Origin of the sequence: Streptomyces violens, assembly GCF_000717745.1 — a bacterium.
Taxonomy (GTDB): domain Bacteria; phylum Actinomycetota; class Actinomycetes; order Streptomycetales; family Streptomycetaceae; genus Streptomyces; species Streptomyces violens.
In genome coordinates, this window is the sequence record NZ_JOBH01000010.1 from 61,800 (window position 1) to 88,781 (window position 26,982).

At 72.2% G+C, this 26,982-nt stretch carries 24 protein-coding genes; 6 read left to right on the plus strand and 18 right to left on the minus strand.

Going from position 1 to position 26,982, the window contains the following annotated elements; genetic code table 11:
- Positions 1-162: 162 nt before the first annotated feature.
- Positions 163-738: a hypothetical protein gene (locus IF04_RS36670; protein WP_030259032.1), complete on the minus strand. Its 576-nt coding sequence runs from the start codon at positions 736-738 to the stop codon at positions 163-165.
- A 307-nt stretch (positions 739-1,045) separates the two neighbouring features.
- Here IF04_RS36670 and IF04_RS0119520 point away from each other — a divergent pair, with 307 nt between their 5' ends.
- Both IF04_RS0119520 and IF04_RS0119525 read left to right on the plus strand, forming a co-directional pair.
- A complete protein-coding gene (locus tag IF04_RS0119520; protein WP_037959993.1) occupies positions 1,046-1,807 on the plus strand; it encodes a response regulator transcription factor in 762 nt (253 codons plus the stop codon).
- A 35-nt stretch (positions 1,808-1,842) separates the two neighbouring features.
- Complete coding sequence (locus IF04_RS0119525; protein ID WP_245654444.1) at positions 1,843-3,288, plus strand: sensor histidine kinase; 1,446 nt, start codon at positions 1,843-1,845, stop codon at positions 3,286-3,288.
- 128 nt (positions 3,289-3,416) lie between these two features.
- Here the strand turns inward: IF04_RS0119525 and IF04_RS0119530 are convergent, their stop codons facing one another.
- Positions 3,417-4,223: a polyphosphate polymerase domain-containing protein gene (locus tag IF04_RS0119530; protein ID WP_030259038.1), complete on the minus strand. Its 807-nt coding sequence runs from the start codon at positions 4,221-4,223 to the stop codon at positions 3,417-3,419.
- The gene (locus IF04_RS0119535) at positions 4,220-4,927 is read right to left on the minus strand and encodes a DUF4956 domain-containing protein (RefSeq protein ID WP_078600496.1); all 708 of its coding nucleotides are present in this window, start codon (positions 4,925-4,927) and stop codon (positions 4,220-4,222) included. The genes IF04_RS0119530 and IF04_RS0119535 overlap by 4 nt, the downstream gene beginning before the upstream one ends.
- 372 nt (positions 4,928-5,299) lie before the next feature.
- Here IF04_RS0119535 and IF04_RS0119540 point away from each other — a divergent pair, with 372 nt between their 5' ends.
- Both IF04_RS0119540 and IF04_RS35850 read left to right on the plus strand, forming a co-directional pair.
- Positions 5,300-6,283 (plus strand): phosphatidylinositol-specific phospholipase C, encoded by a 984-nt coding sequence (locus tag IF04_RS0119540; protein WP_157847682.1) that lies wholly within the window; start codon positions 5,300-5,302, stop codon positions 6,281-6,283.
- A gap of 217 nt (positions 6,284-6,500) precedes the next feature.
- Positions 6,501-8,336 (plus strand): serine/threonine-protein kinase, encoded by a 1,836-nt coding sequence (locus IF04_RS35850; RefSeq protein ID WP_037959994.1) that lies wholly within the window; start codon positions 6,501-6,503, stop codon positions 8,334-8,336.
- Positions 8,337-8,386: 50 nt separating this feature from the next.
- Here IF04_RS35850 and IF04_RS0119550 read toward each other — a convergent pair whose 3' ends face one another.
- Entirely contained in the window at positions 8,387-9,673 is a 1,287-nt protein-coding gene (locus tag IF04_RS0119550) for an adenylosuccinate synthase (RefSeq protein WP_030259051.1), read from the minus strand.
- A 299-nt stretch (positions 9,674-9,972) separates the two neighbouring features.
- On the opposite strand from IF04_RS0119550, the gene IF04_RS0119555 reads away from it, so the two are divergent.
- A complete protein-coding gene (locus tag IF04_RS0119555) occupies positions 9,973-10,914 on the plus strand; it encodes a diacylglycerol kinase family protein (protein WP_037959996.1) in 942 nt (313 codons plus the stop codon).
- Between the two features lie 149 nt (positions 10,915-11,063).
- Here IF04_RS0119555 and IF04_RS0119560 read toward each other — a convergent pair whose 3' ends face one another.
- The 14 genes from IF04_RS0119560 to IF04_RS37580 form a co-directional block, all read right to left on the minus strand.
- A complete protein-coding gene (locus IF04_RS0119560; protein WP_030259059.1) occupies positions 11,064-11,720 on the minus strand; it encodes a response regulator in 657 nt (218 codons plus the stop codon).
- A complete protein-coding gene (locus IF04_RS0119565) occupies positions 11,717-13,159 on the minus strand; it encodes a sensor histidine kinase (protein WP_078600598.1) in 1,443 nt (480 codons plus the stop codon). The genes IF04_RS0119560 and IF04_RS0119565 overlap by 4 nt, the downstream gene beginning before the upstream one ends.
- Before the next feature lie 258 nt (positions 13,160-13,417).
- Positions 13,418-14,632, minus strand: coding sequence for a cytochrome P450 (locus IF04_RS0119570; RefSeq protein WP_030259065.1), 1,215 nt, complete (start codon positions 14,630-14,632; stop codon positions 13,418-13,420).
- 26 nt (positions 14,633-14,658) lie between these two features.
- Positions 14,659-15,471 carry an alpha/beta hydrolase family protein gene (locus IF04_RS0119575; RefSeq protein ID WP_030259068.1) on the minus strand — a complete coding sequence of 271 codons (813 nt, stop codon included), beginning with the start codon at positions 15,469-15,471 and terminating at the stop codon, positions 14,659-14,661.
- Positions 15,472-15,522: 51 nt separating this feature from the next.
- Positions 15,523-17,019, minus strand: coding sequence for a kynureninase (kynU, locus tag IF04_RS0119580; protein ID WP_078600500.1), 1,497 nt, complete (start codon positions 17,017-17,019; stop codon positions 15,523-15,525).
- A gap of 60 nt (positions 17,020-17,079) precedes the next feature.
- The gene (locus tag IF04_RS0119585) at positions 17,080-17,988 is read right to left on the minus strand and encodes a tryptophan 2,3-dioxygenase family protein (RefSeq protein WP_030259074.1); all 909 of its coding nucleotides are present in this window, start codon (positions 17,986-17,988) and stop codon (positions 17,080-17,082) included.
- Positions 17,989-18,221: 233 nt separating this feature from the next.
- Complete coding sequence (locus IF04_RS0119590) at positions 18,222-18,635, minus strand: DUF3151 domain-containing protein (RefSeq protein ID WP_030259077.1); 414 nt, start codon at positions 18,633-18,635, stop codon at positions 18,222-18,224.
- A gap of 172 nt (positions 18,636-18,807) precedes the next feature.
- Complete coding sequence (fbaA, locus tag IF04_RS0119595) at positions 18,808-19,830, minus strand: class II fructose-bisphosphate aldolase (protein ID WP_030259080.1); 1,023 nt, start codon at positions 19,828-19,830, stop codon at positions 18,808-18,810.
- A gap of 226 nt (positions 19,831-20,056) precedes the next feature.
- On the minus strand, positions 20,057-20,599 hold the full coding sequence (pyrE, locus tag IF04_RS0119600) for an orotate phosphoribosyltransferase (RefSeq protein WP_030259085.1): 543 nt from the start codon (positions 20,597-20,599) through the stop codon (positions 20,057-20,059).
- Positions 20,600-20,654: 55 nt separating this feature from the next.
- A complete protein-coding gene (locus IF04_RS0119605) occupies positions 20,655-21,506 on the minus strand; it encodes an aldose epimerase family protein (RefSeq protein ID WP_037959999.1) in 852 nt (283 codons plus the stop codon).
- A gap of 67 nt (positions 21,507-21,573) precedes the next feature.
- Entirely contained in the window at positions 21,574-22,629 is a 1,056-nt protein-coding gene (locus IF04_RS0119610; RefSeq protein WP_030259092.1) for an SRPBCC domain-containing protein, read from the minus strand.
- Between the two features lie 107 nt (positions 22,630-22,736).
- Complete coding sequence (locus IF04_RS0119615) at positions 22,737-24,407, minus strand: polyamine aminopropyltransferase (RefSeq protein WP_030259095.1); 1,671 nt, start codon at positions 24,405-24,407, stop codon at positions 22,737-22,739.
- 98 nt (positions 24,408-24,505) lie between these two features.
- The gene (locus tag IF04_RS0119620) at positions 24,506-25,024 is read right to left on the minus strand and encodes a DUF2617 family protein (RefSeq protein ID WP_030259098.1); all 519 of its coding nucleotides are present in this window, start codon (positions 25,022-25,024) and stop codon (positions 24,506-24,508) included.
- Positions 25,025-25,362: 338 nt separating this feature from the next.
- Positions 25,363-25,665, minus strand: a complete 303-nt coding sequence (locus tag IF04_RS37580) for a hypothetical protein (protein WP_078600600.1) — start codon at positions 25,663-25,665, stop codon at positions 25,363-25,365.
- A gap of 108 nt (positions 25,666-25,773) precedes the next feature.
- On the opposite strand from IF04_RS37580, the gene IF04_RS0119625 reads away from it, so the two are divergent.
- Entirely contained in the window at positions 25,774-26,943 is a 1,170-nt protein-coding gene (locus IF04_RS0119625; RefSeq protein ID WP_037960119.1) for a pyridoxal phosphate-dependent aminotransferase, read from the plus strand.
- The last annotated feature ends 39 nt before the right edge of the window (positions 26,944-26,982 follow it).

The following is a 26,982-nucleotide window of genomic DNA, read 5'->3' on the forward strand; positions in this document are numbered from 1 at the left end:
CGCGCCGGTACCGACAGTGTGTATGGCACTCACCACGCGCTCTGACAGGTTGTCGATCGTCACTCGTGAAGATCAAGATCGGCAGTCGTCGGGCGCGGGTGGTCGTCGCCGTCGTCACCGGGCGCGGGCGGTCGCCGTCACGCGCCGGCCGTCACCTGCGGCTCAGTCGTCATCGTCGTCATCGTCGTGGTCGATGTCGTGGTCCGCTATGGGTACGGCCTTGGGGCGGCCGTCGTCGCACCGGACCGCGTACGTGCGGTCGTCGCCGTCGTCCAGCGGCTCGAACTCGATCGTCGCGACGTCGGAGGGGCCTCGCTTCACGGAGTCCATGTGATAGCCCGACGCCGGGCTCCACACCGTGAGGTACACCGTGCCATCGGGGCGGCACTCGGCGGTGGCGCTGCCCCCTGTGACATTCACGGTCCCCACCCGCGCAGGGGAGCCAGGAGACGAGGCCCCGCCCGAGGACGGCGTGGCGCCGTCGGAGGGCTTGCCGGACCCGCCGGAATCGGGAGCGCCGGACTCGGAGGCACCGCTGCCCGGGTCCGAGGAGCCGGGAGGCTGCGCGGACGTACGCGCGGCCGCGAGCTTCTGGCGCACCCCGTCGTCGTCGAGCGGCTCGGCCCGGCTGTTCCGCACCCCCATGTCGGTATTGGCCAGCGACCACGCGCCCAGCCCGCCCGCTCCCGCGAACGCGCAGACCCATACGGCGGTCACCACCGCGCTTCGCCACTTCATCGCGCGCCCCTCCTTTCCCTGCCTCATCGATGCCTCGTCCCGGCCTCGGTCTTTTCTCACTCTGCCTGCTCGATCCGGCCCGCGTCGGTTTTCCACAGGCCGGATTTCACGGCCCGCCGCGATCACCGGCCTCGATCGGGTGAGCCGGTTGTCCACAGCGCCCCGTCCACGGCTTCCGCGCCGCAGCGAGAGGGCGCGGACCAGGCACGATCCAGACTCCCGCACCGTTCCCTAACGTCCGGTTAAAGCGGTCCCAAAGCCTCCGGCCGACCGCCCGGACGGAATCATTGCTGGTTACCGTGGCGACATGTCCCACCTGCTCGTCGTCGAGGACGACCCCCAACTGCGCAGTGCGCTCGTGCGGGCGCTGCGTGACCGCGGCCATGCCGTGGCCACCGCCGCGACCGGGATGTCCGGCCTCGACGCTGCCGTGACCGACCGCCCCGACCTCGTCGTCCTGGACCTCGGCCTGCCCGACGTGGACGGCGCGCAGGTCCTGCGGATGCTGCGGGCGGTCAGCGATGTACCGATCATCGTCGCCACCGCGCGCGACGAGGAGGGCGACATGGTCGCGGTGCTCGACGACGGCGCGGACGACTACATCGTCAAGCCGTTCGGCGCCGCACAGCTGGACGCGCGGATCAAGGCGGTACTGCGTCGGCTGGGCACCGCGGAGCCTGAGGCGCCGCTCCGGGTGGGCGGGCTGGTCCTGGACTCGGCGGCGCGCGAGGTCGTGCTGGACGGCGCGCCGCTGGATCTCACGCCCCGCGAGTTCGACCTGCTCCTGTACCTCGCCCGCCGCGCCGGCCAAGTGGTCTCGCGCCGGGAACTGCTCGCCGAGGTGTGGCAGCAGCCGCTCGGCGGCGCGGACAAGACGGTGGACGTCCATCTGTCCTGGCTGCGCCGCAAACTCGGCGAGACGGCCCAGAAGCCTCGGTATCTCCACACGGTCCGCACCGTGGGGGTCAAGCTCGCCGCCCCGGAGGAGGAGGCCGTCGCCGAGGACGAAGGCGGCACGAGTGATGTCGGTCGGGCCGGCGGGGCCAGCGGCCCGCGGATTCCGGAGTAGTTCCGATGCGTCTCCGGATTCTTCTGGTCACGGCCGTGACCACCGCTCTCGTCCTCGCCACGCTCCTGGTGCCGCTCGCCCTGCTCACCCGTAGTCACGCCGCGGACCGGGCCACCGCGGACGCCACCGCCCGCGCGCAGTCGCTGGCCGCGGGCATCGGTACCGCGCTGGCGCACCCCGGCCCCGGGGGCAGCCGGGCCACCGCCGCGTCTCTCGTGACGGCCGCCAACGGCGCGGATCTCCCGCGTACTTCGGTGATCCTCGCCGACGGGACCGTGCTGGGCCCGCCGGCGCAGGTCACGGACGCCGTGCGCCTGGCGCGTTACGGGCGTGCGTTCGCGTACGCGCCCCCTGAGGGCGGCCAGACCGTACTGGTACCGGTACAGGGCACGTCGGGCGGCACCGCCGTCGTCCATGTCGCGCTGACGGACACGCAGTTGTATGCGGGAACGCTCCCATCGTGGCTGGCCTTCGCCGGACTCGGCGCCGGGTTGGTGCTCCTCGGTCTGCTGGTCGCCGACCGGCTGGGCGCGCGCCTGGTCGGCTCGACACAGCGGCTCGCGAAGGTCGCCGACCGGCTGGCGGCCGGCGATCTGACCGCACGCGCGGAGCCGGACGGACCACCGGAGCTGCGCCTGGTGGCCGGCCAGCTCAACCACCTTGCCGGCCGGATCGAAGGGTTCCTCACCGCTGAGCGGGAGAACGCAGCCGACCTTGCGCACCGCCTCCGCACCCCGGTCGCCGCGCTTCGCCTTGATGCGGAGGGGCTGCGCGACCCGGCCGAGGCGGAGCGGATCGCGGCGGACGTGGCGGCACTGGAGCGCAGCGTGGACGAGGTCATCCGTACGGCGCGCAAGCCACTGCGGGACGCCACGGGCCTCAATGGCGCGGGCGGCCCGTCCCGTGGCGGGGCCGGTGAACCGTCCGCCGACCTGACCGCGGTGGCGCGTGAACGGGCGGACTTCTGGCGCCCGTTGGCCGAGGACCAGGGGCGCACGCTGGACTTTCACGCTCCCGATGCGCCGGTGTACGTCCGGGCGGACGAAGCGGAGCTGGCAGCGGCGGTCGACGCCCTCATCGGCAACGTCTTCGACCACACCCCGGAAGGCGTGGGCATGCGCCTGTCCGTGTCGGCCGCGGCCGGCCAGGAGCCCGGGGGCAGTACTGCGGACGGGGCGGGCGCCGGCTCCGCACCCGGGCGCGCGAGCGGGCGTACGGGCCCGGATGCGGCCGATCGCACCGGCGGCCTGCTGGTCATAGAGGACGACGGGCCCGGCTTCCCGGAAGGACACGTCCCGCAGCGGGGCAAGAGCGGCGGCGGCTCCACCGGTCTCGGCCTGGACATCGTCCGCCGGGTCGCGGAGGAGTCCGGCGGCCGCACGGAGCTGACCACCGCGCGGCGGGCGAGCGGCGGGGAAGACACCCCGGGCACCGGCCGGGGCGCCCGCGTGGAGGCGCATCTCGGGGGACCATCGGCGTAGCGGCGGTGTGGGCTGGTGCACGCCGCCGGTGGGGCCGGTCCACGCCGCCAGTGGCGGCCGGTACGCGCCGCCGTTGGGGCCGGTACACCCCGTCGGCGGCCTGACAGTCCCACCGTTCCTCCGCGCCCTCAGGCCGCGTACGGCTCGGTCGGGGTGAAGACCCGCCGGGTGGCGCGGCGCCAGGTGTTCGCGGTGAGGTCGGGCCGGAGGGCCGAGAGCGCGCCGCAGTACTTGGTGAATTCGGCCGGGCGGACGCCGTAACCGTGCAGCAGACGGTCGGTCTCGGTCAGATGCCCATCTGTTTTGGACTCGACGAGCACCAGACCCCCATCGGCACGGACCGAACGCCCGGTGCGCGGATCGCGGCAGACCATGCCCGCATCGCACGTGATGCGCTGGCCGTCCGCCACGAAGGTCGCGCGCTGGTAGTCGGTGACGAGCGAGGTGGCGAGGTCCGTGGGGGCCGCCATGTCGTACGTACGGCGCAGCACGGAGGCGAGGAACTCGCGCGGGGCCTGGTCCAGCGCGGTGTCGCCGGGCAGCATCGGCTGCCGGAACTTCACCGTCTCCCCGCGCCCGCTCTTGAGCTTGATCTCGAACTGACGCTCGCCGGTGTCCTCGTACAGCCGCTCCCGGATCTTGTAGCGGAGCCGCCGCCCCTGCCGGTGATCGTGGAAGGCACGCAGGTCGGGCGTGTCGTAGTACACGGAGTTGTACCGGAACCAGCGGCGGCCGTTGATGCACAGCGACTTGAACGGGCCGCCGGGGCGCTTCGGGTCGGTCAGCCGGGCCGCGAAGTCGGCGAAGACCTCGATCGGTACGAGATAGCTGTTGTCGTGGCGGGCCAGCAGCTCGGCGCGGGCCTGCACCTCGGCGAGGGTGATGGGATGCGCGGCCAGCGCGGCGCGCCCGATGGCACGTACGGCGGGGTTCACACGGTCTCCTTCGAGGCGTCGGCGGTACGTCCGGAGGGGAGGTCGGTGGTGCGATCGGCGCGGCGCGGGGCGGTGGTGTCCGCGAACGCCTTCTGGGAAGTCCTGTGGGACGTCTCGTGAGGCGTACGAGCGGCAACGACGGAACGTTCCATCTCGCGGTAGCGGACGTCCACGACGGTCACGTCCCGGACAAAGTCCACCTGCTTGACGGTCCAGTCGAGCGGCTCGCCCACCCGGCGGGCCAGATCGGCGCGGAGGGCGGCCGGATCCGCGTGCACGGTGTCGAGCGTGACGACCGTGCGCCGGCTGCGGGTCAGCAGCTTGGGGTGGTCGGCGCACCAGATGACGAAGAGCAGCAGCACGGCGAAGATCGCGGCGAAGCCCAGCTCCAGCTGCGGCAGGCCGCACAGCAGGCCCAGGACGAGGGTGGTGAAGTAGTACGCCACCTCCTCGTGCTGGATGGAGTCCGACCGCAGCCGGATGATCGAGAGCACGCCGAACAGGCCGAAGGCCAGCGCCGTACCGCCGCTCCCGTTGACTCTCGCGAGCGCCGCGACGACCGAGAAAAGGGCGACGTTGAGCGCGAGGTAGGCCGGCACGAGGTCCCGCCGCCGGTGCCGCGGGTAGTAGACGGCGAATGTCAGCGCGCACACCGCGGCCAGGTCGAGCCCGAGATGGGCGGCCAGCTGTCCGAAAGTGATCATTGCTTTCCCTGTCCGGTCACGGGTGGCCGACCTGCCCGGTGGCCACGTTTCCTGCGATTCGCTCCCCTGGCGTGGCGCAGCGCGGCACGGCGACGGCGGGAGGCACAGGAAAAACGTAGGAACCGGAGGGTTAAGCGCGCCCCTCTCGAGCGTTAAGGAAGGCGTTGGCGAGAGCGGAAGCAGGTGCCGGGTGAGGCGTCGCGCGTACGCCGCCCATGCCTCCCCTCCGACGCTGCGGTTTCTTCCGACTCACCCACTCCATCTCCCCCTTACGGCTACTCTCACCACACGCAGCTCTGCCGTGCCGCGACTGCCTGCATGGAGCCGGGCCGTGCGCAGCCGTATGCCGTCGCAGGGGGATGCCGTATGTCCATGAGTCGTCGAGGCTTTGTCACCGCGGCCGTGGGCGGGTCCGCCGCCGCCCTGCTCGTTCCCGGAGCGTCCGCACGCGCGCTGACGGCCCCCACCACCCCGTCCGCCGGCCGCTTCTCCGCGGCGGCCGACCCCGCCCGGTGGATGGCCGCGCTGCCCGACAGTGCCCCGCTGACCCGGCTGACCATCCCCGGTACGCACGACACCTGCGCCACCGACCCGATGAACGGCACGGAGTGGTCGCACACCCAGAACATGGGCATACCGGAGCAACTACGGCGCGGGATACGGTTTTTCGACATCCGCTGCGGCGAGCCGCCCTCGGACGTGCCCGACGAACTCGGCATCTATCACGCGTCGTACTACCAGGACATCACCTTCAACACCGTCCTCGATCAGTGCCGCGACTTCCTGCGGGCTTCCCCGGGCGAAACCGTGCTGATGCGCGTCAAGAACGAGCACGGGCTGACCGATGCGCAGCTCAGTGCCAAGTTCGGCGAGTATCTGGGAGCCAAGGGATACGGCGATCTCTTCCTCATCGAGCCCGCACTTCCGGCGCTCGGCGCGGCGCGCGGCAAGGTCGTCCTCATCACGCAGTTCGCCTCCGGACTGCGCGCACCGGCCTGGCCCGCGGGCGACAACGGCACCTTCTCCAACGAGTGGTTCGAGCTGCAGGACCACTACGCGACGTCCGTCGACACCAAACGGCAGGACATTCTTCGGCACTTCGACGCCGCGACGGCCCATCAGGACTCCGGTCGGCTCTACCTCAACTTCGCCAGCCTCGCTCCGGACGCCGCCAACGGCTTCCGCTGGCCCAAGCACCTCGCCGACGCGGTCATGCCGGCCGTCCTGGACTACCTCGACGGCCACCCGCAGCCCGGTGCCCACCTCGGGGTCGTGGTCATGGACTTCCCCGAATTCCACTCCCCTGCCACCGAGTCGCTCATCGCCCGCAATTTCCCCGCGGCGGCGTTTTCCTGATCCGGTCTCAGCCAGAGCCCCCATGTCATCCCCCGTTCGCGAACCCTCACTTCGCATGACCCATCACTCTGTGTGACGAACGGGCCGACTCGATCGTTCCCGCCTCGTGACGCCCCGGCTGCCACCGTGCGATCCCCCGCGGCCTACGCTCGGCTGACGATGCCGGAACGGCACGAGACGCGTCGGCAACGGCAGAGCAACGGGGAGGGTGCCGAGCATGGACGGCCTCAAGGGACTGACCGCCGAGGACCCGAGGACGATCGGCGACTACCGCCTGCTCGGCCGGCTGGGCACCGGCGGCATGGGGCGGGTCTACCTCGCGCGTTCCGAAGGCGGGCGGACCGTGGCCGTGAAGCTGGTGAAGGCCGAACTGGCGGTCGAGCAGGAATTCCGGGACCGGTTCCGGGCCGAGGTCGAGGCGGCGCGCCGGGTGGGCGGCCGGTGGACCGCTCCCGTACTGGACGCCGACACCGAAGCACAGGTGCCGTGGGTGGCGACCGGGTACATCGCGGGCCCGTCGCTGAGCGAGGTCGTGGAGGGCACGTACGGGCCGCTTCCGGAGTACTCGGTCAAGCGGCTCGCCTACGGGCTGTCCAGCGCGCTGCTCGACATCCACGGCGTCGGCCTGGTGCACCGCGACCTCAAGCCGTCCAACGTCCTGCTGACCATCGACGGTCCGCGCGTGATCGACTTCGGCATCGCGCGGGCGCTGGACGCGGTGAGCGAGCACACCCAGACGCAGGCGGGCATGGTCGTCGGCTCGCCGAGCTTCATGTCGCCCGAGCAGGTGCGCGGCGAACGGATCACGCCGGCCAGCGACGTCTTCTGCCTGGGCTCGGTGCTCGCGTACGCGGCCTCCGGACGGATGCCCTTCGGATCGCTCGTCTCGGGTGTGCACTCCGTGATGTTCCGCGTCGCCGAGTCCGACCCCGACCTGGACGGCGTACCGGAGGCCTTGCGGGAGCTGATCGGCGGCTGCCTCTCGAAGAGCGCGGCGGAGCGGCCGGCCCCGGAAGAGCTCATCTCCGTGATCGGCCCGGTGAGCAGCGGCGGAGCGGCCGCGCCCTGGCTGCCGGCCGAGCTCATCGCCCGGCTGGGGCAGCACGCCGTACAGCTGCTGGACACGGACACGCCGCCTTCGGGGCAGCGGGCGCGCCCGGGGCGCGCGGAACCGCCCACCACGATCCTGCCGGCGGGATCGGGGTCGGGGTCGGGGTACGGACCAGCAGCGAGTACGGGCTCCGACAGCGCCCCCGTGCCCGCACCGGCCCGTCGGCGCCGCTGGCCCCTCGCCCTCGGGGCCGTCGCCGTGGTGATCGCCGCGGCCGGTGTCGCGGCAGTCGCCGTGCCCGCGCTGGGCGGCGGTGCGCAGGACGAGGGCGGCTCGGACATCCCGGCCGACTACGTGGGCACCTGGACCGGCGATGTGGAGCGGGACGGGGTGCCCACGGGGCAGCAGCGGCGCTTCGTGATCTCGCACGGGAGCGTCGGCGAGGTGGTCGCCAACAGCATCAGCCTCGGCGCCACCTACCAGTGCAAGAGCGACGGGAAGCTGGTCTCGGTCTCGGCCGCCGAGGGGCTGCGGCTGGACACCACCGTGGTGAAGTCCACACCCGAAGGACGCTGCTCGGCACTGGGCGAGCACAGCCTCAAGAGGGGGCCGCAGAAGAACACCCTCGTATGGAGCGCGGCAGGGCGTACTGCAACGCTGCGCCCCGCGGGCCACGAGGTGGTGCCCACGGCGTACCTCGGCACCTGGGAGCGCCCGAACGCGGACGGTGTGGGCACCCAGCGGGTGACGATCGAGCGCACTCCGGTGGGCAGCCCCGCCGTGACGATCGACGTGCAGGGCAGCGGCGGGCACTGCACGGCGCGCGCGGACTTCTACTCGGCCGAAGGGAAGCTCTCCGTCGGCCCCTCCGTGGTGCAGCGCCCCGCACCGGGATGCGCGGCCAGCAGTTCGTCCCTCTTCAGGATCGCGGGTGACGGCTCCCTGGTGCGCGAGTTCCGCGGAAACGACAAGCAGCCGCGTACCTACACGAAGGTGCAGTGAACGCGGCTGCTGACCGTCGCGGTCGGCCCCTACGGGGCCTGACGCACGCCTCAGTCCAGGAACGAGTTGATCTGGATCGTCTCGTCGCGGCCCGGGCCGACGCCGATCGCGGAGATCGGGGCGCCCGACATCTCCTCCAGCGCCTTCACGTACGCCTGGGCGTTCTTCGGGAGCTCGGCGAAGGTCTTGGCCTTGGTGATGTCCTCGGACCAGCCCGGCAGCATCTCGTAGACCGGCTTCGCGTGGTGGAAGTCGCTCTGGTTGTGCGGCAGCTCCTCGACCCGCTTGCCGTCGACCTCGTAGGCGACGCAGACCGGGATCTGCTCCCAGCCGGTGAGCACGTCGAGCTTGGTCAGGAAGAAGTCCGTGAGGCCGTTGACGCGGGTCGCGTAGCGCGCGATGACCGCGTCGAACCAGCCGCAGCGGCGGTCGCGGCCGGTGGTCACGCCACGCTCGCCACCAATGGTGCGCAGCGCCTCGCCGTCCTTGTCGAACAGCTCGGTCGGGAACGGGCCGGCGCCGACGCGCGTGGTGTACGCCTTCAGGATGCCGATGACCCGGTTGATCTTCGTCGGGCCGACGCCCGCACCGGTGCAGGCACCGCCGGCGGTCGGGTTCGAGGAGGTGACGAAGGGGTACGTGCCGTGGTCGACGTCCAGGAGGGTGCCCTGGCCGCCCTCGAAGAGGACGACCTTGCCCTCGTCGATGGCGTCATTGAGGATCAGCGTGGTGTCGGCCACGTAGCCCTTGATCTGGTCCGCGTAGCCGAGCATCTCCTCGACGACCTGCTCGGCGACCACCGCGCGGTGGTTGTAGAGCTTGGCCAGCACCTGGTTCTTGAAGTCGAGGGCCGCCTCGACCTTCTGGAGCAGGATCGACTCGTCGAAGAGGTCCTGCACGCGGATGCCGGTGCGGTTGATCTTGTCGGCGTAGGTCGGGCCGATGCCGCGCCCCGTGGTGCCGATCTTCCGCTTGCCGAGGAAGCGCTCGGTCACCTTGTCGACGGTGATGTTGTACGGCGTGATCAGGTGGGCGTTACCGCTGACCAGCAGCTTGGACGTGTCGACGCCGCGCTCGTTCAGTCCGCTCAGCTCGGAGAGCAGGACCGCCGGGTCGACGACGACACCGTTACCGATGACCGGGGTGCACCCCGGCGAGAGGATCCCGGAAGGGAGCAGGTGCAGTGCGTACTTCTGGTCGCCCACGACGACCGTGTGGCCGGCATTGTTGCCGCCCTGGTAGCGCACTACATAGTCAACGGATCCACCGAGCAGGTCGGTGGCCTTTCCCTTGCCCTCGTCACCCCACTGAGCACCGAGCAGCACAAGTGCGGGCACAGGCGTACACCCCTTCCGGGCGGGGCATGTCCAACGTGCGAGCGGCTCACTGCCTGGTGCAGCCGCCGCGCGAGCCGTCGAACCGGTGCCCCGGATAGACGAAGCCCCTGACGCAACAACGACAGGGGCTCTTGCACCGAGAGATTACCGAATATTTCTCTCGGGCGACGAACAGGACAGTCCCGGGCGCCCGGCCACCGCCGGGGTACGGGGGCCCGCGGCGGCCGCTATGGCTGTTTTGTCCCCCGTCCCGTCCGAGTCCGTTCCCCGAGAGAACGCAAGCCCTAGGAAGGACCGAGGTGTCGGCTCCAGACCTTGCCGGGCGCTCCCTGCTCGTGGTCATCGACCCGGTCGCCCGCCGTGTGGACGGCGAGTCCGTGCGGATCGCCAAAGACGTCCTGTGCGCGGCCGCGACCACGAAGATCTGTTTTCCGGACGACCCCGGGGAATTCGCCCGGGTGCTCGCCCGAAGGGGGCAACGCCGCCCCGTGGTGATCGGCGACGACCGCGCCCTCCTGCGCACCGTCGAGCTGCTCCACAAGGAGCGCGAGCTGCCTCGCGTGGCGCTCTCGCTGGTGCCTGTCGGGGTGCCGTCCGCCATCGCGCTGAGCCGGGCGCTGGGCGTCCCCACGGACACCGTGACCGCCGCGCGCGCCGTCCTGGACGGCCAGGAGCGCACCCTCGACCTGCTCGCGGACGACAGCGACGGGATCGTGCTGGGCGGCCTGCGCATCCCCGGCGGCGATCCGGCCGAGCAGCCCGCACAAGCCGCCCGTACGGCCGCTGAGGAGCCGGCGGTGCCCGCGCAGCGCCCCTGGTGGGCCCCGGCCGCCCGGACCGCGAGAGCGGCCCTCTCGCTGCTCACGGCGCCCGTTCCGGGCGGCGGGCGGCGCGACGGCCGGGCGCTGCCGCGGCTGCGCGTGGAGGCGGACGGCGTCGTACTGGCGGACCTGGACCGGCCGGTGCACCGGGTGTCGGTCGCGCCTGTGGGGTGCACGGCACGGGACGGGGCAGCGCCCGGTGACGGGGCGGCGTACCCCTCGCAGGAGCCCGACGGGCTGGCCGAGGTGATCGTGCAGTGGCAGGCCACGGAGGCGCCGGTACGAGTCCGGGCGCGGGCCGTGACGGTGTCCGGGCCGGACTTCCGCTACCGGGCGGACGCGGTGATCGGCGGGCCGGTCAGGACGCGGACGTGGACGGTCCAGCCGGCCGCGTGGCGGCTGACGCTACCCCGGGGGTGACGCTTCTCACGCTCCGCAAGGCGCTGCCCGGGCCTCCGGGGAGCGCCGACGCGGCGCCTCGGGAGCGTCGAGGCGGCGCCCCGGGAGCGTCCATTTTCCACAGGTTGTGGAAACCAGTTGCGGCGCCGGCCGGGTCCCGGCACAGGATCTCAGAGGCCCGGAGTGACCAGGCGGGTTTCGTAGGCGAAGACGGCTGCCTGGGTGCGGTCGCGGAGGCCGAGCTTCACCAGGATGCGGCTCACATGCGTCTTGATCGTGGATTCGGCCACGACGAGGTGGGCGGCGATCTCTCCGTTGGAGAGGCCCTGGGCGACCAGTACCAGGACCTCGGTCTCCCGTTCGGTGAGATCACCGATGCGTTCCTGGGCGGGCGGCCGGGGCGCGCCCAGACGGGAGAACTCCGAGATCAGCCGCTTGGTGACGGTCGGTGCGAGCAGCGCTTCGCCGGCTGCCACGACCCGTACACCGTCGGCCAGCTGGCCGGCGGACGCGTCCTTGAGGAGGAAGCCGCTGGCTCCGACACGGAGCGCTTGGTACACGTACTCGTCCAGGTCGAAGGTGGTCAGAACGAGCACCTTGGCGTCCGCGTCGGCAGCGACGATCTCGCGGGTCGCTTCGAGGCCGTTGACCTCCGGCATGCGGATGTCCATGAGGACCACGTCCGGGTGCAGGGCGGCGACCTTGTGGACCGCGTCGCGGCCGTTCACCGCCTCGCCCACGACCTCGATGTCCGGCATCGCGTTGAGGAGGACGGAGAAGCCCTCGCGGACCATGACCTGGTCGTCGACGATCAGGACCTTGATCATGCTTGCGGCCTCTCCGGGGAGGTGGGGGAAGTAGCGGAGTCAGGAGAGTTGGGGGAAGTGGATACAGGGGGGTGTGACTGTCGTGTCGGTCGGGACGATGAATCCGGATCTGCGGCCGAGCCCGAGAGCCCCGAAAGCGACGCCGAGTCCCATGCCGCAGCCGGGGCCCGGGGCTCCGGTGGTCGTACGGGGGCTGCTGGGAGGAAGGCCGTTACTTCGTATCCGCCGTTGTCCGTGGGGCCGTTGGTCATTTCGCCGTTGAGCATGGTGACGCGTTCGTGCATGCCGAGGACGCCGTGACCCGCGCCGGGGGACGGCTTGGCCAGGCGGTTCGGGGGGCCGTTGACGACGCGGAGGCCGAGGCCGCCCAGGACGTACGCGACTTCGACCCGCGCCTCTGCGCCCGGTGCGTGCCGGAGCGTGTTGCTCAGCGCTTCCTGGACGATGCGGTACGCCGAGAGTTCCACGCCCTGCGGCAGCGGCCGTACCGCCCCCGTCACCACGGCCTCGACGGTCAGCCCCGCGCCGCGCACGCTCTCCAGCAGCGCATCCAGGTCGGCGAGAGTCGGCTGCGGTGCCTCCGGACCGGCGAAGGCGTCCGGGTCCTCGGAGCGTACGACGCCCAGGATGCGGCGCAGTTCGGTGAGTGCCGCCACGGCGTTCTCGCGGATCGTCGAGAACGCGGTGGCCAGCTCGGGCGGCGTGTCCTGCATCCGGTACGGCGCGGCCTCCGCCTGGATGGCGATCACCGACATGTGGTGCGCGACGACATCGTGCAGCTCGCGGGCGATGGTCGCGCGCTCCTCCAGGAGGGTGCGCCGCGACCGCTCCTCGGCGGTGACCGTACGGGTCTCCACGACCTGCTGCCGCTCCTCGCGCCAGGCGCGTACCGCCGCGGCCGCCAGCAGGACGATCCCGCTCATCACCGCCAGCGGCGCCAGCACCGACCCGCCATCGGCGCCGGCCACCGCGACCCCGGGCGCGAGGACAGCGAACGTCACCGCCCACATGCCCGGTGCCAGGCGCGGCCGGGTACGCAGGACGACCAGCACCATCGTTCCTACGTGGGCGATGAACGCGATCTCCCAGGAGGAGTCGCCGGCCAGCAGCCCGAGACACACCGCCAGCAGCGACACCCAGAACGCCCCGACCGGACGGACGAGCGTCATCGCCGGTGGCCCCGCGACGAGTACGCCGAAGACCAGCAGCAGCAACGACGGGCCGGAGCCGCCGGTCTTGGCGGAGACGGCCAGCAGTACGCAGGCGGCGAAGCCGATGACGAGCGCGTGCGGGAGCCAGCGCAGGCACCGGCCGATCCGGGACGGCAGCCAGGGCACCCAGCCGGCCGCCTTCGCGTCGTCCAGCGAGGGCATCGGATGAAAGGCGAAGGCGTGGGTGAACAGATCCTGGCGCAGGCCGCGGAGCGCACCGCTCGCCATCCGGGCTTCGGGAGGCGGCACCTGGTGGGGCGGGGCACCGGCGCGCCCGGCGGCGCCCTGCTTGCCGCGGGCGCCGTTCACGTACTGAGGTGTCTCGTTCACGACTACCACGGTAGGTACGGGCGCGGGCGGTGGCGTCCGGCCCAGTGGGGATCTGTGCGGGTCCGTCTCAGGTACTACATGGCGCACACATCCCTCGCGCGGCGCCACTCACCCCGCACACCCTACGCACCGCCCCCCGCCCCTCGCCTCACCTCCTCAGACCTCCACCAGCAGTTCCTCCAGCCCCCTGATCACGAAGTTCGGCTTCCAGGACGGTTCGGCGGTGAGGCGGAGGGAGGGGGCGGCGCGCAGCAGGGCTCCGAAGGAGGCGGTCAGTTCGAGGCGGGCGAGCGGGGCGCCGAGGCAGTAGTGGATGCCGGCGCCGAGGGAGACGTGCGGGTTGTCCGCGCGGGACAGGTTCAGCTCCTCCGGCCGGTCGAAGACCGCCGGGTCGCGGTTGGCCGAGCCGAAGAGCAGAGCGACCTCGGCGCCCCGCGGGATCACCGTGCCGTCGATCTCGATGTCGTCCAGCACCCAGCGTTCGAAGAGCTGGAGCGGCGTGGCGTACCGGAGCAGTTCCTCGACGGCGGTCGGCAGCAGCGCCTCCGGTGCGGCGCGCAACGCGGCCAGCTGCTCGGGGTGGTGGAAGAGGGCCAGCCAGCCGTTGGCGGTGGTGTTGACCGTCGCCTCGTGGCCCGCGTTGAGCAGCAGGACGCAGGTGGAGATCATTTCCTGTTCGTTCAGGCGGTCGCCCTCGTCGTATGCCGCGATCAGGGCGCTGATCAGGTCCTCGCCCGGCGACTTGCGCCGGGCGGCGATCAGTTCACGCAGATACGCGGAGAATTCGAGGGACGCCTGTACCGCGCGGCGGGCCGTCTCCTCGTCCGGCTTCAGCTCGTACATTCCGCAGATGGCAGCCGACCAGGGGCGCAGCAGCGACCGGTCGGCCGCCGGGATGCCGAGCATCTCGGCGATGACCGCGACGGGCAGGGGCTCGGCGATCGCGGTCAGCAGGTCGCCGCCACCCTTCGCGACGAAGTCCGCGACCAGGCCGTCCACCAAGTGCCCGATGACAGGCGCCAGTTGCTCGACCGTGCGAGGCGTGAACGCCTTCGACACCAGGCGGCGCAGACGGGTGTGGTCCGGCGGTTCGAGGTCGAGCAGGCCGTTGTCGTTGAGGACGTGGAAGGGCTCGTGTGCGGGCGGGGGCGGGGTGCGGCCGAACTCCTCGTGGGAGAAGCGGTGCAGATACGTACGGCCGAGGCGGCGGTCCCGCAGGAGCGCGCTGACGTCCTCGTGCCGCGGTATCAGCCACTGGTTGCTGGGCGGGAAGTAATGCACGCGGCCCGCGTCGCGCAGCTCGGCGAAGCCGGGGTAGGGGTCGGCGACGAACTCGGGCGACCAGGGCTGGAATGCGGCTGCGGCTGGCATGGAGGGACGGTACCGCCGGTCACCCGTCATTCGTCAGGGGTCGACCGCGCCTCCGGCCCTGCCTGCCCGGACGCCGCCCGCAGTGCTGCCAACAGCGCTCCGTACGCCGCCGTACCCGGGGTGACGGCCGCGTAGTGCCCGACGCCGGGCAGCTCGCGCAAGGTGGGCGCCCCAGTGCCGCCGTGCGCCGCGACGTACCGCCGCGACAGATCCACCGGTACATCGGGGTCCTCCGTACCGTGCAGCACCGTCACCGGTACGCGGGGCGGAAGCCGTACGGGGTCGACTCCGGCAATACGTTCCGCGAGACCGTCGGCGAGGCCATCGTCGTGGCCGGTCAGAAACTCCGCCACCGCGCCCTCGCTGAGCCCGAGTTCGTGGGCGCGGGCGAGGTCGGCGACCGGGGCAACGGCGACGGCCGCCGTGACCGGGCCCGGCCGGGCGGCCGCCCAGAGCGCCAGGTGGCCGCCGGCGGAGTGCCCGGCGACGACCACGGAAGCGTGCTCACCGGCCTCGGCGGTCGCGACCCGTACCGCGTTCGTCACATCGTTGAACGTTTCCGGGAATCCGCCGCCTCCGCCGGCTCTCCGGTACTCCGCGAGGGCAACCGGCAGGCCCTCCCGGGCCAGCGCGGCGGCCAGCGGCGAGAGGTGCGTACGGTCGTAGGCCACCCGCCAGAAGCCGCCGTGCAGCAGCACGGTCAGCGGGCCGCGCGGCGCCTCCGGTGGCCGGTACAGGTCGACCACCTGGTCGGGGTGGTCGCCGTACGCGATCCGGCCGTCCGGCGGTACTGGCGCGCACGCCAGCAGCGCCTCCTCCTCGCCCAGCGCCCCGCTCATGCCACCTCGCTCATCCGCTCCGCCCACACCGGCCCCCGCACGCCGCCCGCCTCACATCGTCGTGGGTCCCTGTTCCGTCGCGCCCGCGGCCACCGCGGAGGCGGTCCCGTCGCCCGGTACGTACGCCACCACTTCCGCGAGGACGCGGGCCGCGCGCTCCGCGTCCGCGAAGGACGTGTAGAGCGGGGTGAAGCCGAAGCGCAGCACGTCGGGGTGGCGGAAGTCGCCGATCACGCCGTGCCGGATCAGCTCGCCCATCACCTCGCCGGCGCCCGCGCACTCCAGCGCGACCTGGCTGCCGCGCTCGTCGTGCGGCTCCGGCGTCACCGACCGCACCCGGCCGCGCGGCACGTACGCCCGCACGCACTCCAGGAAGAAGTCGCTCAGCGCGAGGCTCTTGGCCCGTACGTCCTCGATGGCCACGCCTTCCCAGACCTCCAGCGCGGCCTCCAGGGCGAGCAGCGACAGGATGTCCGGGGTGCCGACCCGGGCGCGTTCGATGCCCGCCGCCGGTACGTACTCGGGGTTCATGCCGAAGGGTTCGGCGTGCGAGTTCCAGCCGGGGAGCGGGGAGTCGAAGCGCGGCTGGTGCTCGGCGCGTACGTACAGGTACGCGGGCGCGCCGGGGCCGCCGTTGAGGTACTTGTACGTGCAGCCCACCGCGAGGTCGACACCGTGCGCGTCCAGGCCGACCGGCAGCGCGCCCGCGCTGTGGCACAGGTCCCAGACGGCGAGGGCGCCCGCTTCGTGCAGCGCGGCGGTGATGCCGGGCAGGTCGTTGAGCCGACCGGAGCGGTAGTCGACGTGGTTGACCAGGGCGGCGGCGGTACGGTCCGACACCTCGGTGGGGATCTTGCCCGCCTCCACAGGGCGCAGCGTACGGCCGGTCAGCCGGGCCACGGACTGCGCGATGTAGCCGTCGGTCGGGAAGGTCGCGGCGTCGACCAGGATCTCGTCCCGGGGGACGCCGTCCACCGCCGGGCCGGTCTCGTCGGCCATGCGTACGGCGGCGACCAGCGCCTTGAAGACGTTGATGCTGGTGGAGTCGCCGACCACGACCTGGCCGGGGGCCGCGCCGAGGAGCGGGGCGATACGGTCGCCGATCCGCTCGGGCGCGGTCCACCAGCCGGACTCCGACCAGGAGCGGATGCGCAGCTCGCCCCACTCGCGGGCGACGACCTCGCGGACCCGCTCGGGGACCGCCTGCGGCAGCGCGCCGAGCGAGTTGCCGTCGAGGTAGACCGCCTCGTCGAGCACGAATTCCGCGCGCTTGCCGCTCAGCGGGTCCTCGGCGTCCAGCTGAGCGGCCCGGGCGGCCAGGTCGTCGCGGACGACGGCCGCGGCGACGGAGCGGGCGGTCAGCGCGCCGCCCGCGGCAGAAGTATCGATTCTCTCGGTGGACACGCCGGCCTCGGCGCTCTCGTTCGGCTGCACCTCGTTGTCACCCTCCGCGCGGACAGCGCCGCATCGCTCGGTCGTGAGGAGCCCCTCGGACCCGGCTTCCTCATCGGTGAGGAGCCTCTCGGACCCGGCTTCCTCGTCGGTCATGAGTGGCCGCTCCGTCACGAGTGCCCCCTCAAGCGGGTCCGAGTGCCGTCGTCCGGCCGCTCAGACATGGCTGCGTGCCGTCCACAGCTCGGGAAAGACGTTTTTGCCGGCCCGCTTCTCCAGCCAGGCCACCCCGGCCGAACCACCCGTCCCCCGCTTCGCGCCCATCGCGCGGCGGGTCGCCACCAGGTGATCGTTGCGCCATCGCCAGACCAGTTCGGCGACGTCCGTGAGGGCCTCGCCCAGCCGGACCAGCTCGTTCTCCGGGTCGCGCGCCGGGTCGCCGGCGTAGATCTCCGCCCAGGCCGTCTCGACGGCCGGGTGCGGCTCGTACTTGAGCGTGGGGTCGCGGTGCAGTACGGACACCGGGATCGCATACCCCCGGCGGTCCAGCAGCCGCAGAACCTCGTCCCACAGGCTCGGCTCGTGCAGGGCCTTCTCCAGCTCGGCGTGCTCGCGGGGCGCGCCGCGGTGCGGGACGAGCATCGACGCGGACTTCTCGCCGAGCAGGAACTCCAGCCGCCGGTACATCGCGGACTGGAAGCCGGAGCCCTCGCCGAGCGCCCCGCGGTAGGCGTTGAACTGCTCCGGGGTCAGCCGGGCCAGCGGCTTCCACGCGGCGTTCAGGGCCTCCAGCTCGTACGTGGAGCGGCGCAGCGCGTCCATCGCGGTGGGCAGGTCCTCGCTGCGCAGGGCCTGCGCAGCGGTGTGCCACTCGTGGACGATGACGGTGAACCACAGCTCCATGACCTGGGTGGTCACCAGGAAGGCCATCTCACCGGGATCGTCGGAGAGCAGATGCTGGGCGTGGGTGAGCATCTCCGCCTGTACGTAGTCCTCGTACGGCGTGGTGCCCTGGAAATCCAGGTTCGGGTCCGTCTCCGCCTGCCCGAACGGGCAGCTCGGGGCCGGCTGCGGGGCCGGCTCCGGGGACGGGGACGCCTGGGACGCTGATGACGAGTGCGACATCAGAACTCCTCGTGATGCATGCCTCCGGGTAGCGGTCCGCCCCTTCCTGTCGGCATCGGAGCCCCGGTCCCCTCGTCAGGCCCGGCTCACCGGACCTGTTGCGCATCTTCCGCAACTCCCCGGGGTTTGGCAAGGGCCGACCCGGCCGACCCGGAGGCCCTCCAATGGCTCAGGACCGGCCGGAACACATCGGCCGGCCGGCCCTGAGCACTCATTTCGGCAGGGGGCTTCCCTCAGGAGAGCGTGTCGGCCGCGGTCGGCGAGGACTCGCGCAGGAACGCCGTGCAGCGCTCGTACTCCTCCTGCTCGCCGATCGCCTGGGCGGCGCGGGCGAGGGCGTGCAGGGCCCGCAGGAAGCCGCGGTTCGGCTCGTGCTCGAACGGGACCGGGCCATGGCCCTTCCAGCCGGCACGGCGCAGCGCGTCCAGGCCGCGGTGGTAGCCGGTACGGGCGTACGCGTACGACTCGACGGTGCGGCCGGCCTGGAAGGCGTCGTCCGCCAGCTGCGCCCAGACCAGCGAGGACGCCGGGTACTTCGCGGCGACGTCGGCCGGTGCGGTGCCCGCCGCGAGCAGCTCGCGGGGCTCCGGGTCGTCGGGCAGGTGGGTCGGGGGCGGTCCCCCGAGCAGGTTCTCGTGAATGGCCATGGTTCCAAGTCTGCCTGGTACTCGCGGTCCGCGGCGCCCCGGCGGTGGCCCTTCGGCCGGGCGCACGGAGGACCGGGCACGCGCGCGGAGGGCCCCGTACGCGTGTTCCTGGTGCGTACGGGGCCCTCCGGCGTACTCCACTGCGCGCGCCGGTGCAGCGCGCACGGCGGCGTTACTTGATCTTGGTGCCCGTGGAGCGCAGGTTGGCGCACGCCTCGGTGACGCGCTTCGCCATGCCGGCCTCGGCCAGCTTGCCCCAGCTGCGCGGGTCGTAGGTCTTCTTGTTGCCGACCTCGCCGTCGACCTTCAGGACGCCGTCGTAGTTGCGGAACATGTGGTCCGCGATCGGGCGGGTGAAGGCGTACTGGGTGTCGGTGTCCAGGTTCATCTTCACGACGCCGTTCTCCAGCGCGGTGGCGATCTCCTGCTCGGTGGAGCCGGAGCCGCCGTGGAAGACGAAGTCGAACGGGGCGGACTTGCCGTACTTGGCGCCGACGCCCTCCTGGAGGTCCTTGAGGAGCTCAGGGCGGAGGACGACGTTGCCCGGCTTGTAGACGCCGTGCACGTTGCCGAAGGAGGCGGCGAGCAGGTAGCGGCCCTTCTCGCCCAGGCCCAGCGCCTCGGCGGTGCGCAGCGCGTCGTCGACGGTGGTGTACAGCTCGTCGTTGATCTCGTGGGTGACGCCGTCCTCCTCGCCACCGGTCGGGGTGATCTCGACCTCGAGGATGATCTTCGCGGCGGCGGCCTTGGCGAGCAGCTCCTGGCCGATGGACAGGTTGTCGGCCAGGGTCTCGGCCGAGCCGTCCCACATGTGCGACTGGAAGAGCGGGTTCTGGCCCTTGGCCACGCGCTCGGCGGAGATGTCGATCAGCGGGCGGACGTAGCCGTCCAGCTTGTCCTTGGGGCAGTGGTCGGTGTGCAGCGCGACGGTGATGTCGTACTTCGCGGCCACGACGTGCGCGAACTCGGCCAGGGCGACGGCGCCGGTCACCATGTCCTTGCTGTACTGGCCGCCCAGGAACTCCGCACCACCGGTGGAGATCTGGATGATGCCGTCGCTCTCGGCCTCGGCGAAACCGCGCAGCGCCGCGTGCAGCGTCTGCGTCGAGGTCACGTTGATGGCCGGGTAGGCGAACTTGCCTGCCTTCGCCCGGTCGAGCATCTCGTTGTAGATCTCGGGGGTTGCGATGGGCATCTGTCCGCTCCTTGTGATGTGCGGGTACCGGTGTGTTCTGGGCCCTGACCAGGGGGCGACGTCATCGTCGCGGCCCATCTTCCCAGACTTGCCGGATACCTCCACATCGCACTTCCGCCCGGACGGCGCAAGGGGCGGGCTGTTTCACGTGAAACAGCCCGCCCCTTGCGGAAAGGCCAGGTCAAGGCGGTGCGGGCCGGAGCCCCCGCCCGACGCGCCCGTTCTCTCAGGCGAGATCCAGGTCGGTGAGCCGGTAGCCGGTGATGTACTTCAGGCCCGCGTCGGCGATGGCCGACTCGGCACCGCGGTCGACGATCGTGGCGACCGCGACGACCTCGGCGCCCGCCTCGCGGGCCGCCTCGACGGCGGTCAGCGGCGAGCCGCCGGTGGTGGAGGTGTCCTCGACGACCAGGACGCGGCGGCCCTTGATGTCCGGGCCCTCGATGCGGCGCTGCATGCCGTGCGTCTTCTGCGCCTTGCGGACCACGAAGGCGTCCAGCTTCCGACCGCGCGCGGCGGCGGCGTGCAGCATCGACGTCGCGACCGGGTCGGCGCCGAGCGTGAGCCCGCCGACCGCGTCGTAGTCGAGGTCGGCGGTGGCGTCCAGCATCACCTGGCCGACCAGCGGCGCGGCCTCGGCGTCGAGGGTGATCCGGCGGAGGTCGATGTAGTAATCGGCTTCCTTGCCGGAGGAAAGCGTCACCTTGCCGTGCACCACGGCCTTGTCCTTGATCTGCTGCAGCAGCTCGCCGCGCACGTCGTCACTCATGCGCACGAGCTTAGGACAGCGAGGGGCACGGCCTCGGACACGGCTCCCGCCCGGCTCAGGCCAGCGAGCGCCAGGTCCACGTCGTGGAGATCTCCAGCGGGTCGATGGGGGTGACCAGGCGCGGGTGGGTGTTGAGGCCGTTGGGCGGGCCGGACTGCGGCTCCACGCACACGGCCGCCTCCTGCTCGTCGTACACGACCACCCACTCCGCGCGGCTGGTGACCTTCAGCTCCAGGCGTTCCGGCCAGGTCAGCGTGACATCCACGCCCTGCGGCATCCCGAAGCAGTCGTCCCAGGGGCCGGGGCGGGGGTCGATGCGGCGGCCCGTGGGGAGGTGGTCCTCGCCGCGCTCCTCCTGCCACTCGGGGTCGAAGTCGATGCGTACGCCCTCGCCGCCGTCGCCGAGGTCGCGGAGGAACCACGGGTGCCAGCCGGCCTGGGCCGGGAAGGAGTCGCCGTACGTCTCGACGCCCATGGTGAGGGTCAGCGAACCGCCGTCCTCGGCCAGCTCCACCAGCTGGGTGACCTTGCCCGGGTACGGCCAGGGGGCGGCCGGGTCGTCCAGGTCGTACGTGAAGGCCGCGCTGGTCCCGGTCGTGCGGGCGGTGCGCCAGGAGAGGTTGCGGCCGTTGCCGTGGATGGCGTGCGGCGGGGAGTTGAGCGGCATCTGATGCGTCTCGGAGCCGTTGCGGAACCGGCCGTTCTCGATCCGGCCGCACCACGGCACCATCGGGAAGCAGCCGTACTTGGCTCCCTGCCGGAGCAGTTCCGTGCCGCCGATCCGGAGGCTCTCGATACGGCAGCCGTTGTCCGGGCGGACGGCCACTTCGGTGTCGCCGGCGGCCAGCCGTACGGTACGCGCCACGCGCGGCTTGCGGGCGGGCTCTGCGGGGTTCTCAGTGCTCACGGATCGACCTTAACGGTGCGGCCCGGGCGCTGCGGCCCGGGCACGCTCGCCCACTCGTCCGGGCGCGTCAGCGGCGGCGCCGCAGCGCCCGGCCGACCACCACCGCGGAGGCCAGGACCACGGCGGCCGCGGGCGCCGCCCAGCGGAGCGTGGCCGAGGCGCTGGACGTCTCGGGCGCGGGCACGGGGGCGTAGCGGCCGCGCGGCGGGGCGTGGTCCACTTCCTCCGCGCTGCGGCCGATCATCGTGCGGCGCGCGTGCGCGGCCTCGGCGGGCGGCTCGGCCGGGATGCCGAGGTCGTCCTCGGCGAGCGGGTCCAGCGAGGAGGGCGGGATCTCGGTCTCGAAGACGCCGGCCCGCGCCTCCGCTGGATCCTCGGCGCCGTCCACCTCGTCGATGTCGTCGTCGCCGTCGTCCGTACCGATGACGTCGGCCGGATCGTCCTCGGCGCCCGCCTCCTTCAGGCCGGCCTCTTCAAGGCTCCCGCCATCCAGGCCCTCGTCCTCCAGGTCCTCGTCCTCCAGACCCGCCGCATCCAGTTCCTCGGCATCTCCCGCCGCATCCCGTTCCCCCGCGGTCCCGGCCTCGGCCGGTCCCGCGGCCAGTACCGCCAGGCCGTCCACCACCGTGGTCGGCCCCGCTGCCGCGTCCGGCCCGGCCTGCTGCCCCGCGACCGGGTTCGTCGTCAGGTCGTCGGTGAGGGTCGTGGCGAAGCGCTCCAGGAGGCGGCGGCCGGCCGTACGGGCGGCGTCGTCCGAGGCGTCCGCGAGCCGCCCCTCGGCGCGCACGGCCGCGGTACAGGACAGCGTCGTGCCCTTGCCGCCCGCGTCGGGCGCCACCCGGACGGTCAGGTCCAGCTCGGCGAGGCCGTCGCCGCGCACCTCCGTGCCGTGCACCGCGGCGTCGAAGGCGTCGGGCTCGTCCTCGCGCGGGGTCACCCGCAGTGACCCGCGGTAAGTGATGGTGGAGCCGCCGATCCGCAGCCGCAGCCGGCCCTCCGGAACTCCGGGAGCGGCGTCCGCGTCGAGCTGGGCGCCCGGGACGCAGCGGGCCAGCCGCTCCGGCTCGGCGAGCGCCTGCCGCACCGTACCGACGGGAAACGGAACGTACACCTCGTGCTCCATGAATCGGAGCCTACCCAGCGGGCCCCGCCCCGTGCCCGCTCCCGCACAACTTTCTCCACATACCGTCACCGTCCGGGCCACGCCCTTCGGCCACCGCGGTCCGCGCCTCACCCGCCGTACCGCGGATGCATGAGCGTCGACGGCGGGAGGCCGGACAGACGCGTACGGGCCAGCGCGAGATGGCCGGAACGGAGCAGGGCGGGGGTCAGGGTGCGCAGCGGTGGCGCGGCGGGCGAGAGGCCCGGATGCGGCGTGGTGCGGCCGGCCAGGAGGAAGCCCCAGTACCGGACAGTCCCCGGCCCGGCGCCGTCCCGGTCGGGCCCGCCCGAAGGCCGGCCCGGCATCCCGTACGGAACGGTGCGCAGGCCCGCGGCGCGCAGTGTCGCCTCGACCGTCCAGAAGCTGCGCGGCCGGGCGCGCGGCGGCCCCGCGTGCACCGCGAGCCGCCCGTCCCTGGCCAGCGCCCGGGCCGCGAGCCCGTAGAACTCCTGGGAGTACAGCTTGGTGCCGGCGGTGAGGTGGGGGTCGGGCAGGTCGGAGAGGACCACGTCGTACGGGCCGTCCCTGCGCACCTCGCGCCGGGCATCCCGGCGCAGCCAGTCGAAGGCGTCGGCAATCACCACGCGGACCCGCGGATCGTCCAGCGACCGGCGGTTCAGCCGGGCGAGCCCGGGGTCGGTGCGGGCCAGCCGGACCAGGCCGCTGTCGCGTTCGACGACGGTGACCGAGTCGACGCCGGAGTAACGCAGCAGCTCACGCGCGGCCAGGCCGTCACCGCCGCCGAGCACGAGCACCCGGCCGTGCGGCCCGCCCGCCATCGCCGGGTGCACCAGCGCTTCGTGGTAGCGGAATTCGTCCCGCGCGCTGACCCGCAGCCGCCCGTCCAGATAGAGCGCGAGCGGCGCCTCGGCACGCCCGGCGCCCCGGCCCGCGTGCCCGGCGCCGCCCGTACCGCCGGTCAGTACGACTTCCTGTACGGCCGTCCGGACGGCGACCCGCGGACCCGTGCCGTACACCGCCTTGCGCGCGGCCGCCTCGAAGGGTCCCGCCAGTACCGTGCACGCCGCGAGGAGCACGAGGACGAGCGCGTTGGCCGCCAGCAGTGACCGGCGCGCCCGTATGGAGAGGTCGCGGCGGAACAGCCCGAGGACGAGCGCGCCGCCCGCGATCGCGTTCACGCCGCCCGTGACCAGCGCGCCCGAGAGCTGCCCGAGCAGCGGCAGCAGCAGGAAGGGGAAGGCGAGGCCGCCGACCAGGGCGCCCACATAGTCCGCCGCGAAGAGGTCGGCGACCGCGCCGCCCGCGTCCTGGTTGCGGATCCGCTGGATGAGCGTCATCAGCAGCGGTACCTCGGCGCCGATGAGCACGCCGATCACCAGCGAGAAGCCGACGAGCGCGGGCCGGGACTGGCCGAACCACGCGAAGCACGCGTACAGCGCCATCGCCGAGACCCCACCGGTCAGGGCCAGCGCCGCCTCGACCGCGCCGAAGCCGACCGCGGCCCGGCAGCGGAGCCGCTTGGCCAGCAGCGAGCCGACGCCCATCGCGAAGACCATCACGGAGAGCACCACGGACGCCTGCGTCACGGAGTCGCCGACCAGGTAGGAGGAGAGGGCGACCAGCTCCAGTTCGTACACCAGCCCGCAGGCGGCGCAGAGGAAGACGACGGCGAGGACGAGCAGCCGGCCGAGCCCGGCCGGCACCGGCAGCCGTGGCGGCCTGACGACCTCCGGCGGCTTGCGGGGGCCGGAGGTGAGGGCCGCTGGCGGATCGATCATGTTGCGAACGCTACGTGACGGCCCCGTCGCGGCTCGTCACCCACAAGAGCGCATTGGATTCGCGCGGGGACGACGCCGGGCCGCTTCCGCGCGCCCGCTCACAACGCCGCCACCGCCCGCACTCCCACCCTCGTACGGGTCGCCACCAGCCGGCCCTCCTGGGGGTAGGCGTGCCACGTGCGCCAGCGCACCTGGCCGCACTCCCGTTGCGCAAGCATCGCGGTGAACGCATGCGGCGCGCCGGGGAATGTGCCGGCGAGTCCGTACGGATGCTCGGCCACCAGTGCGAGCAATTCCTGTGCCCGGCCCGCGAACGAGCCGCGGGAAAGCGTCTCCACATGGGCGGCGAATTCGTACTCCCAGTCGCCGATGCGTTTCGCCACACCGAGTGGCAGCGGCGTACTGCTTCCGGGCATGCACGCCACGGTTTCCGAGCAACTGCCGTGCTCCTCCTCCAGGAGCACTTGGTGCGAGGCGCCGAGCAGCCGCAACTGGACTTTTACGTCGTCCAGTTGCAGGTCGAGGACGGCGAGAGCGGGCAGCGGCTCGCGGCCGAGTGCCCAGGCCAGGTCGGCCGCGCGGGTGTCGGTGTAGGCGGTCTTGATGGTGGTGAGCATGGGTCGGCTCCGCAAGCACGCAGTGGATGGTGGGCCGGCCCGCCCCGGAGGAGGACCAGGGATACGACTTACCGGCTGCCGGCTCGTGACCACGTGGGGTCCGAGAACTGGTGGATTCTCACAAGAGAGGGAATCATGAAACTCGCGGGGCCCACAGCCTTTTTACCCATCTTCGTGGGGTTTCCATCCCTCAGAGGGCCTCTCAGTTCAGTTGTTCAACATGCTTGCGCCCGGCGGTTGTTGAGAACCGCCGGGCGCATATGCGTCTAGTCATGGGCCGGTTGCATGTTCCCCACCGTCCCGGTGTGCGTCCGCCTCGGGACGCGCGGGGGATCGGCTCAGGAACCGCCGCCTCCGCCACCGCCGCAGCCGCCGCCACCGCCGCCCCCGCAGGACGAGCTTCCACCGCACGACGAACCCCCGCCGCAGGACGAGCCGCCACCGTGATGGCCGTGGTGGCCGCCGCCCGACCCGCCGTCACCGGCCCACCAGCTGCCCCCGGAGGAGGCCCCGCTGCTGCCCGCGGACCACCTGCTCTTCTTGCGGCCCTTCGGCGACTCGTTGGCGGCGGCCGTCCGCGCCATCCAGACCGAGGCCGCGACAAAGGCGCAGATCACCAGGAAAATTACAACGCCGGTCATGCGCTTCACCCCCGTAGTTCGGTTCTTGCGTGCGGGTCACATGCCCGGCCCCGCCGGTGTCAAAAGCGGAGTTGAGGAACTCCAGAGGTTCGGCGGAGGATGGCGGCCATGGGACGACCGCTGCTCAACCGCCGCCTGGCCGAATTCGGCACGACGATCTTCGCCGAGATGTCCGCGCTCGCCGTACGGACCGGCGCGATCAACCTCGGCCAGGGATTCCCCGACACCGACGGCCCCGAAGAGGTCCGCGAAGCGGCGGTGCGCGCCCTGCGCGACGGCCGCGGCAACCAGTACCCACCGGGCCCCGGCATCCCCGAACTGCGCACCGCCGTCGCCGCGCACCAGCAGCGCTGGTACGGCCTGCCGTACGACCCCGACACCGAGGTCCTGGTCACCGCGGGTGCCACCGAGGCCATCGCCGCCTCGCTCCTCGCCCTGCTGGAGCCGGGTGACGAGGTCATCGCGCTGGAGCCGTACTACGACTCGTACGCCGCGTGCATCGCCATGGCCGGCGCCACCCGCGTCCCGGTCACCCTGCGCGCCTCCGTCGAGGAGGCGGCCTACCGTCTCGACCTGGACGAGCTGCGGGACGCCGTCACCGACCGCACCCGCCTCATCCTCCTCAACACCCCGCACAACCCCACCGGCACCGTCCTCAGCCGTGACGAGCTGGCCGCCATCGCCGAACTGGCCTGCGAGCGCGGCCTCCTCGTCGTCACGGACGAGGTCTACGAACACCTGGTGTTCGAGGGTGAGCACGTGCCGATGGCGTCCTTCCCCGGAATGCGCGAGCGCACGGTGACCATCGGCAGCGCGGGAAAGACGTTCTCCTTCACCGGCTGGAAGGTCGGCTGGGTGACCGGCACGCCCGAGCTGGTCGGCGCGGTCCGCTCCGCCAAGCAGTTCCTCACCTATGTCTCTGCGGGCCCCTTCCAGTACGCGGTCGCCGAGGCGCTCGCGCTGCCGGACGACTACTTCCACGGGCTGCGGGCGGACCTGCGCCGCAAGCGGGACATCCTGTCCGACGGGCTGACGGAGGCCGGCTTCCAGGTCTTCCGGCCGAGCGGAACGTACTTCGTCACCACCGACATCACTGCCCTGGGCGAAAAGGACGGCCTGGCCTTCTGCCTCGGCCTCCCCGAACGCTGCGGAGTGGTCGCCGTGCCGAATTCCGTCTTCTACGACGACAAGGAGGCGGGCCGCAGCCTCGTCCGCTTCGCTTTCTGCAAGAAGGACGAGGTACTGCGGGACGCCGTATCCCGCCTCCAGCGACTGTGAGGCGGTCGGCGGAGAACGGAAGGGCCCCGGAGCACACTC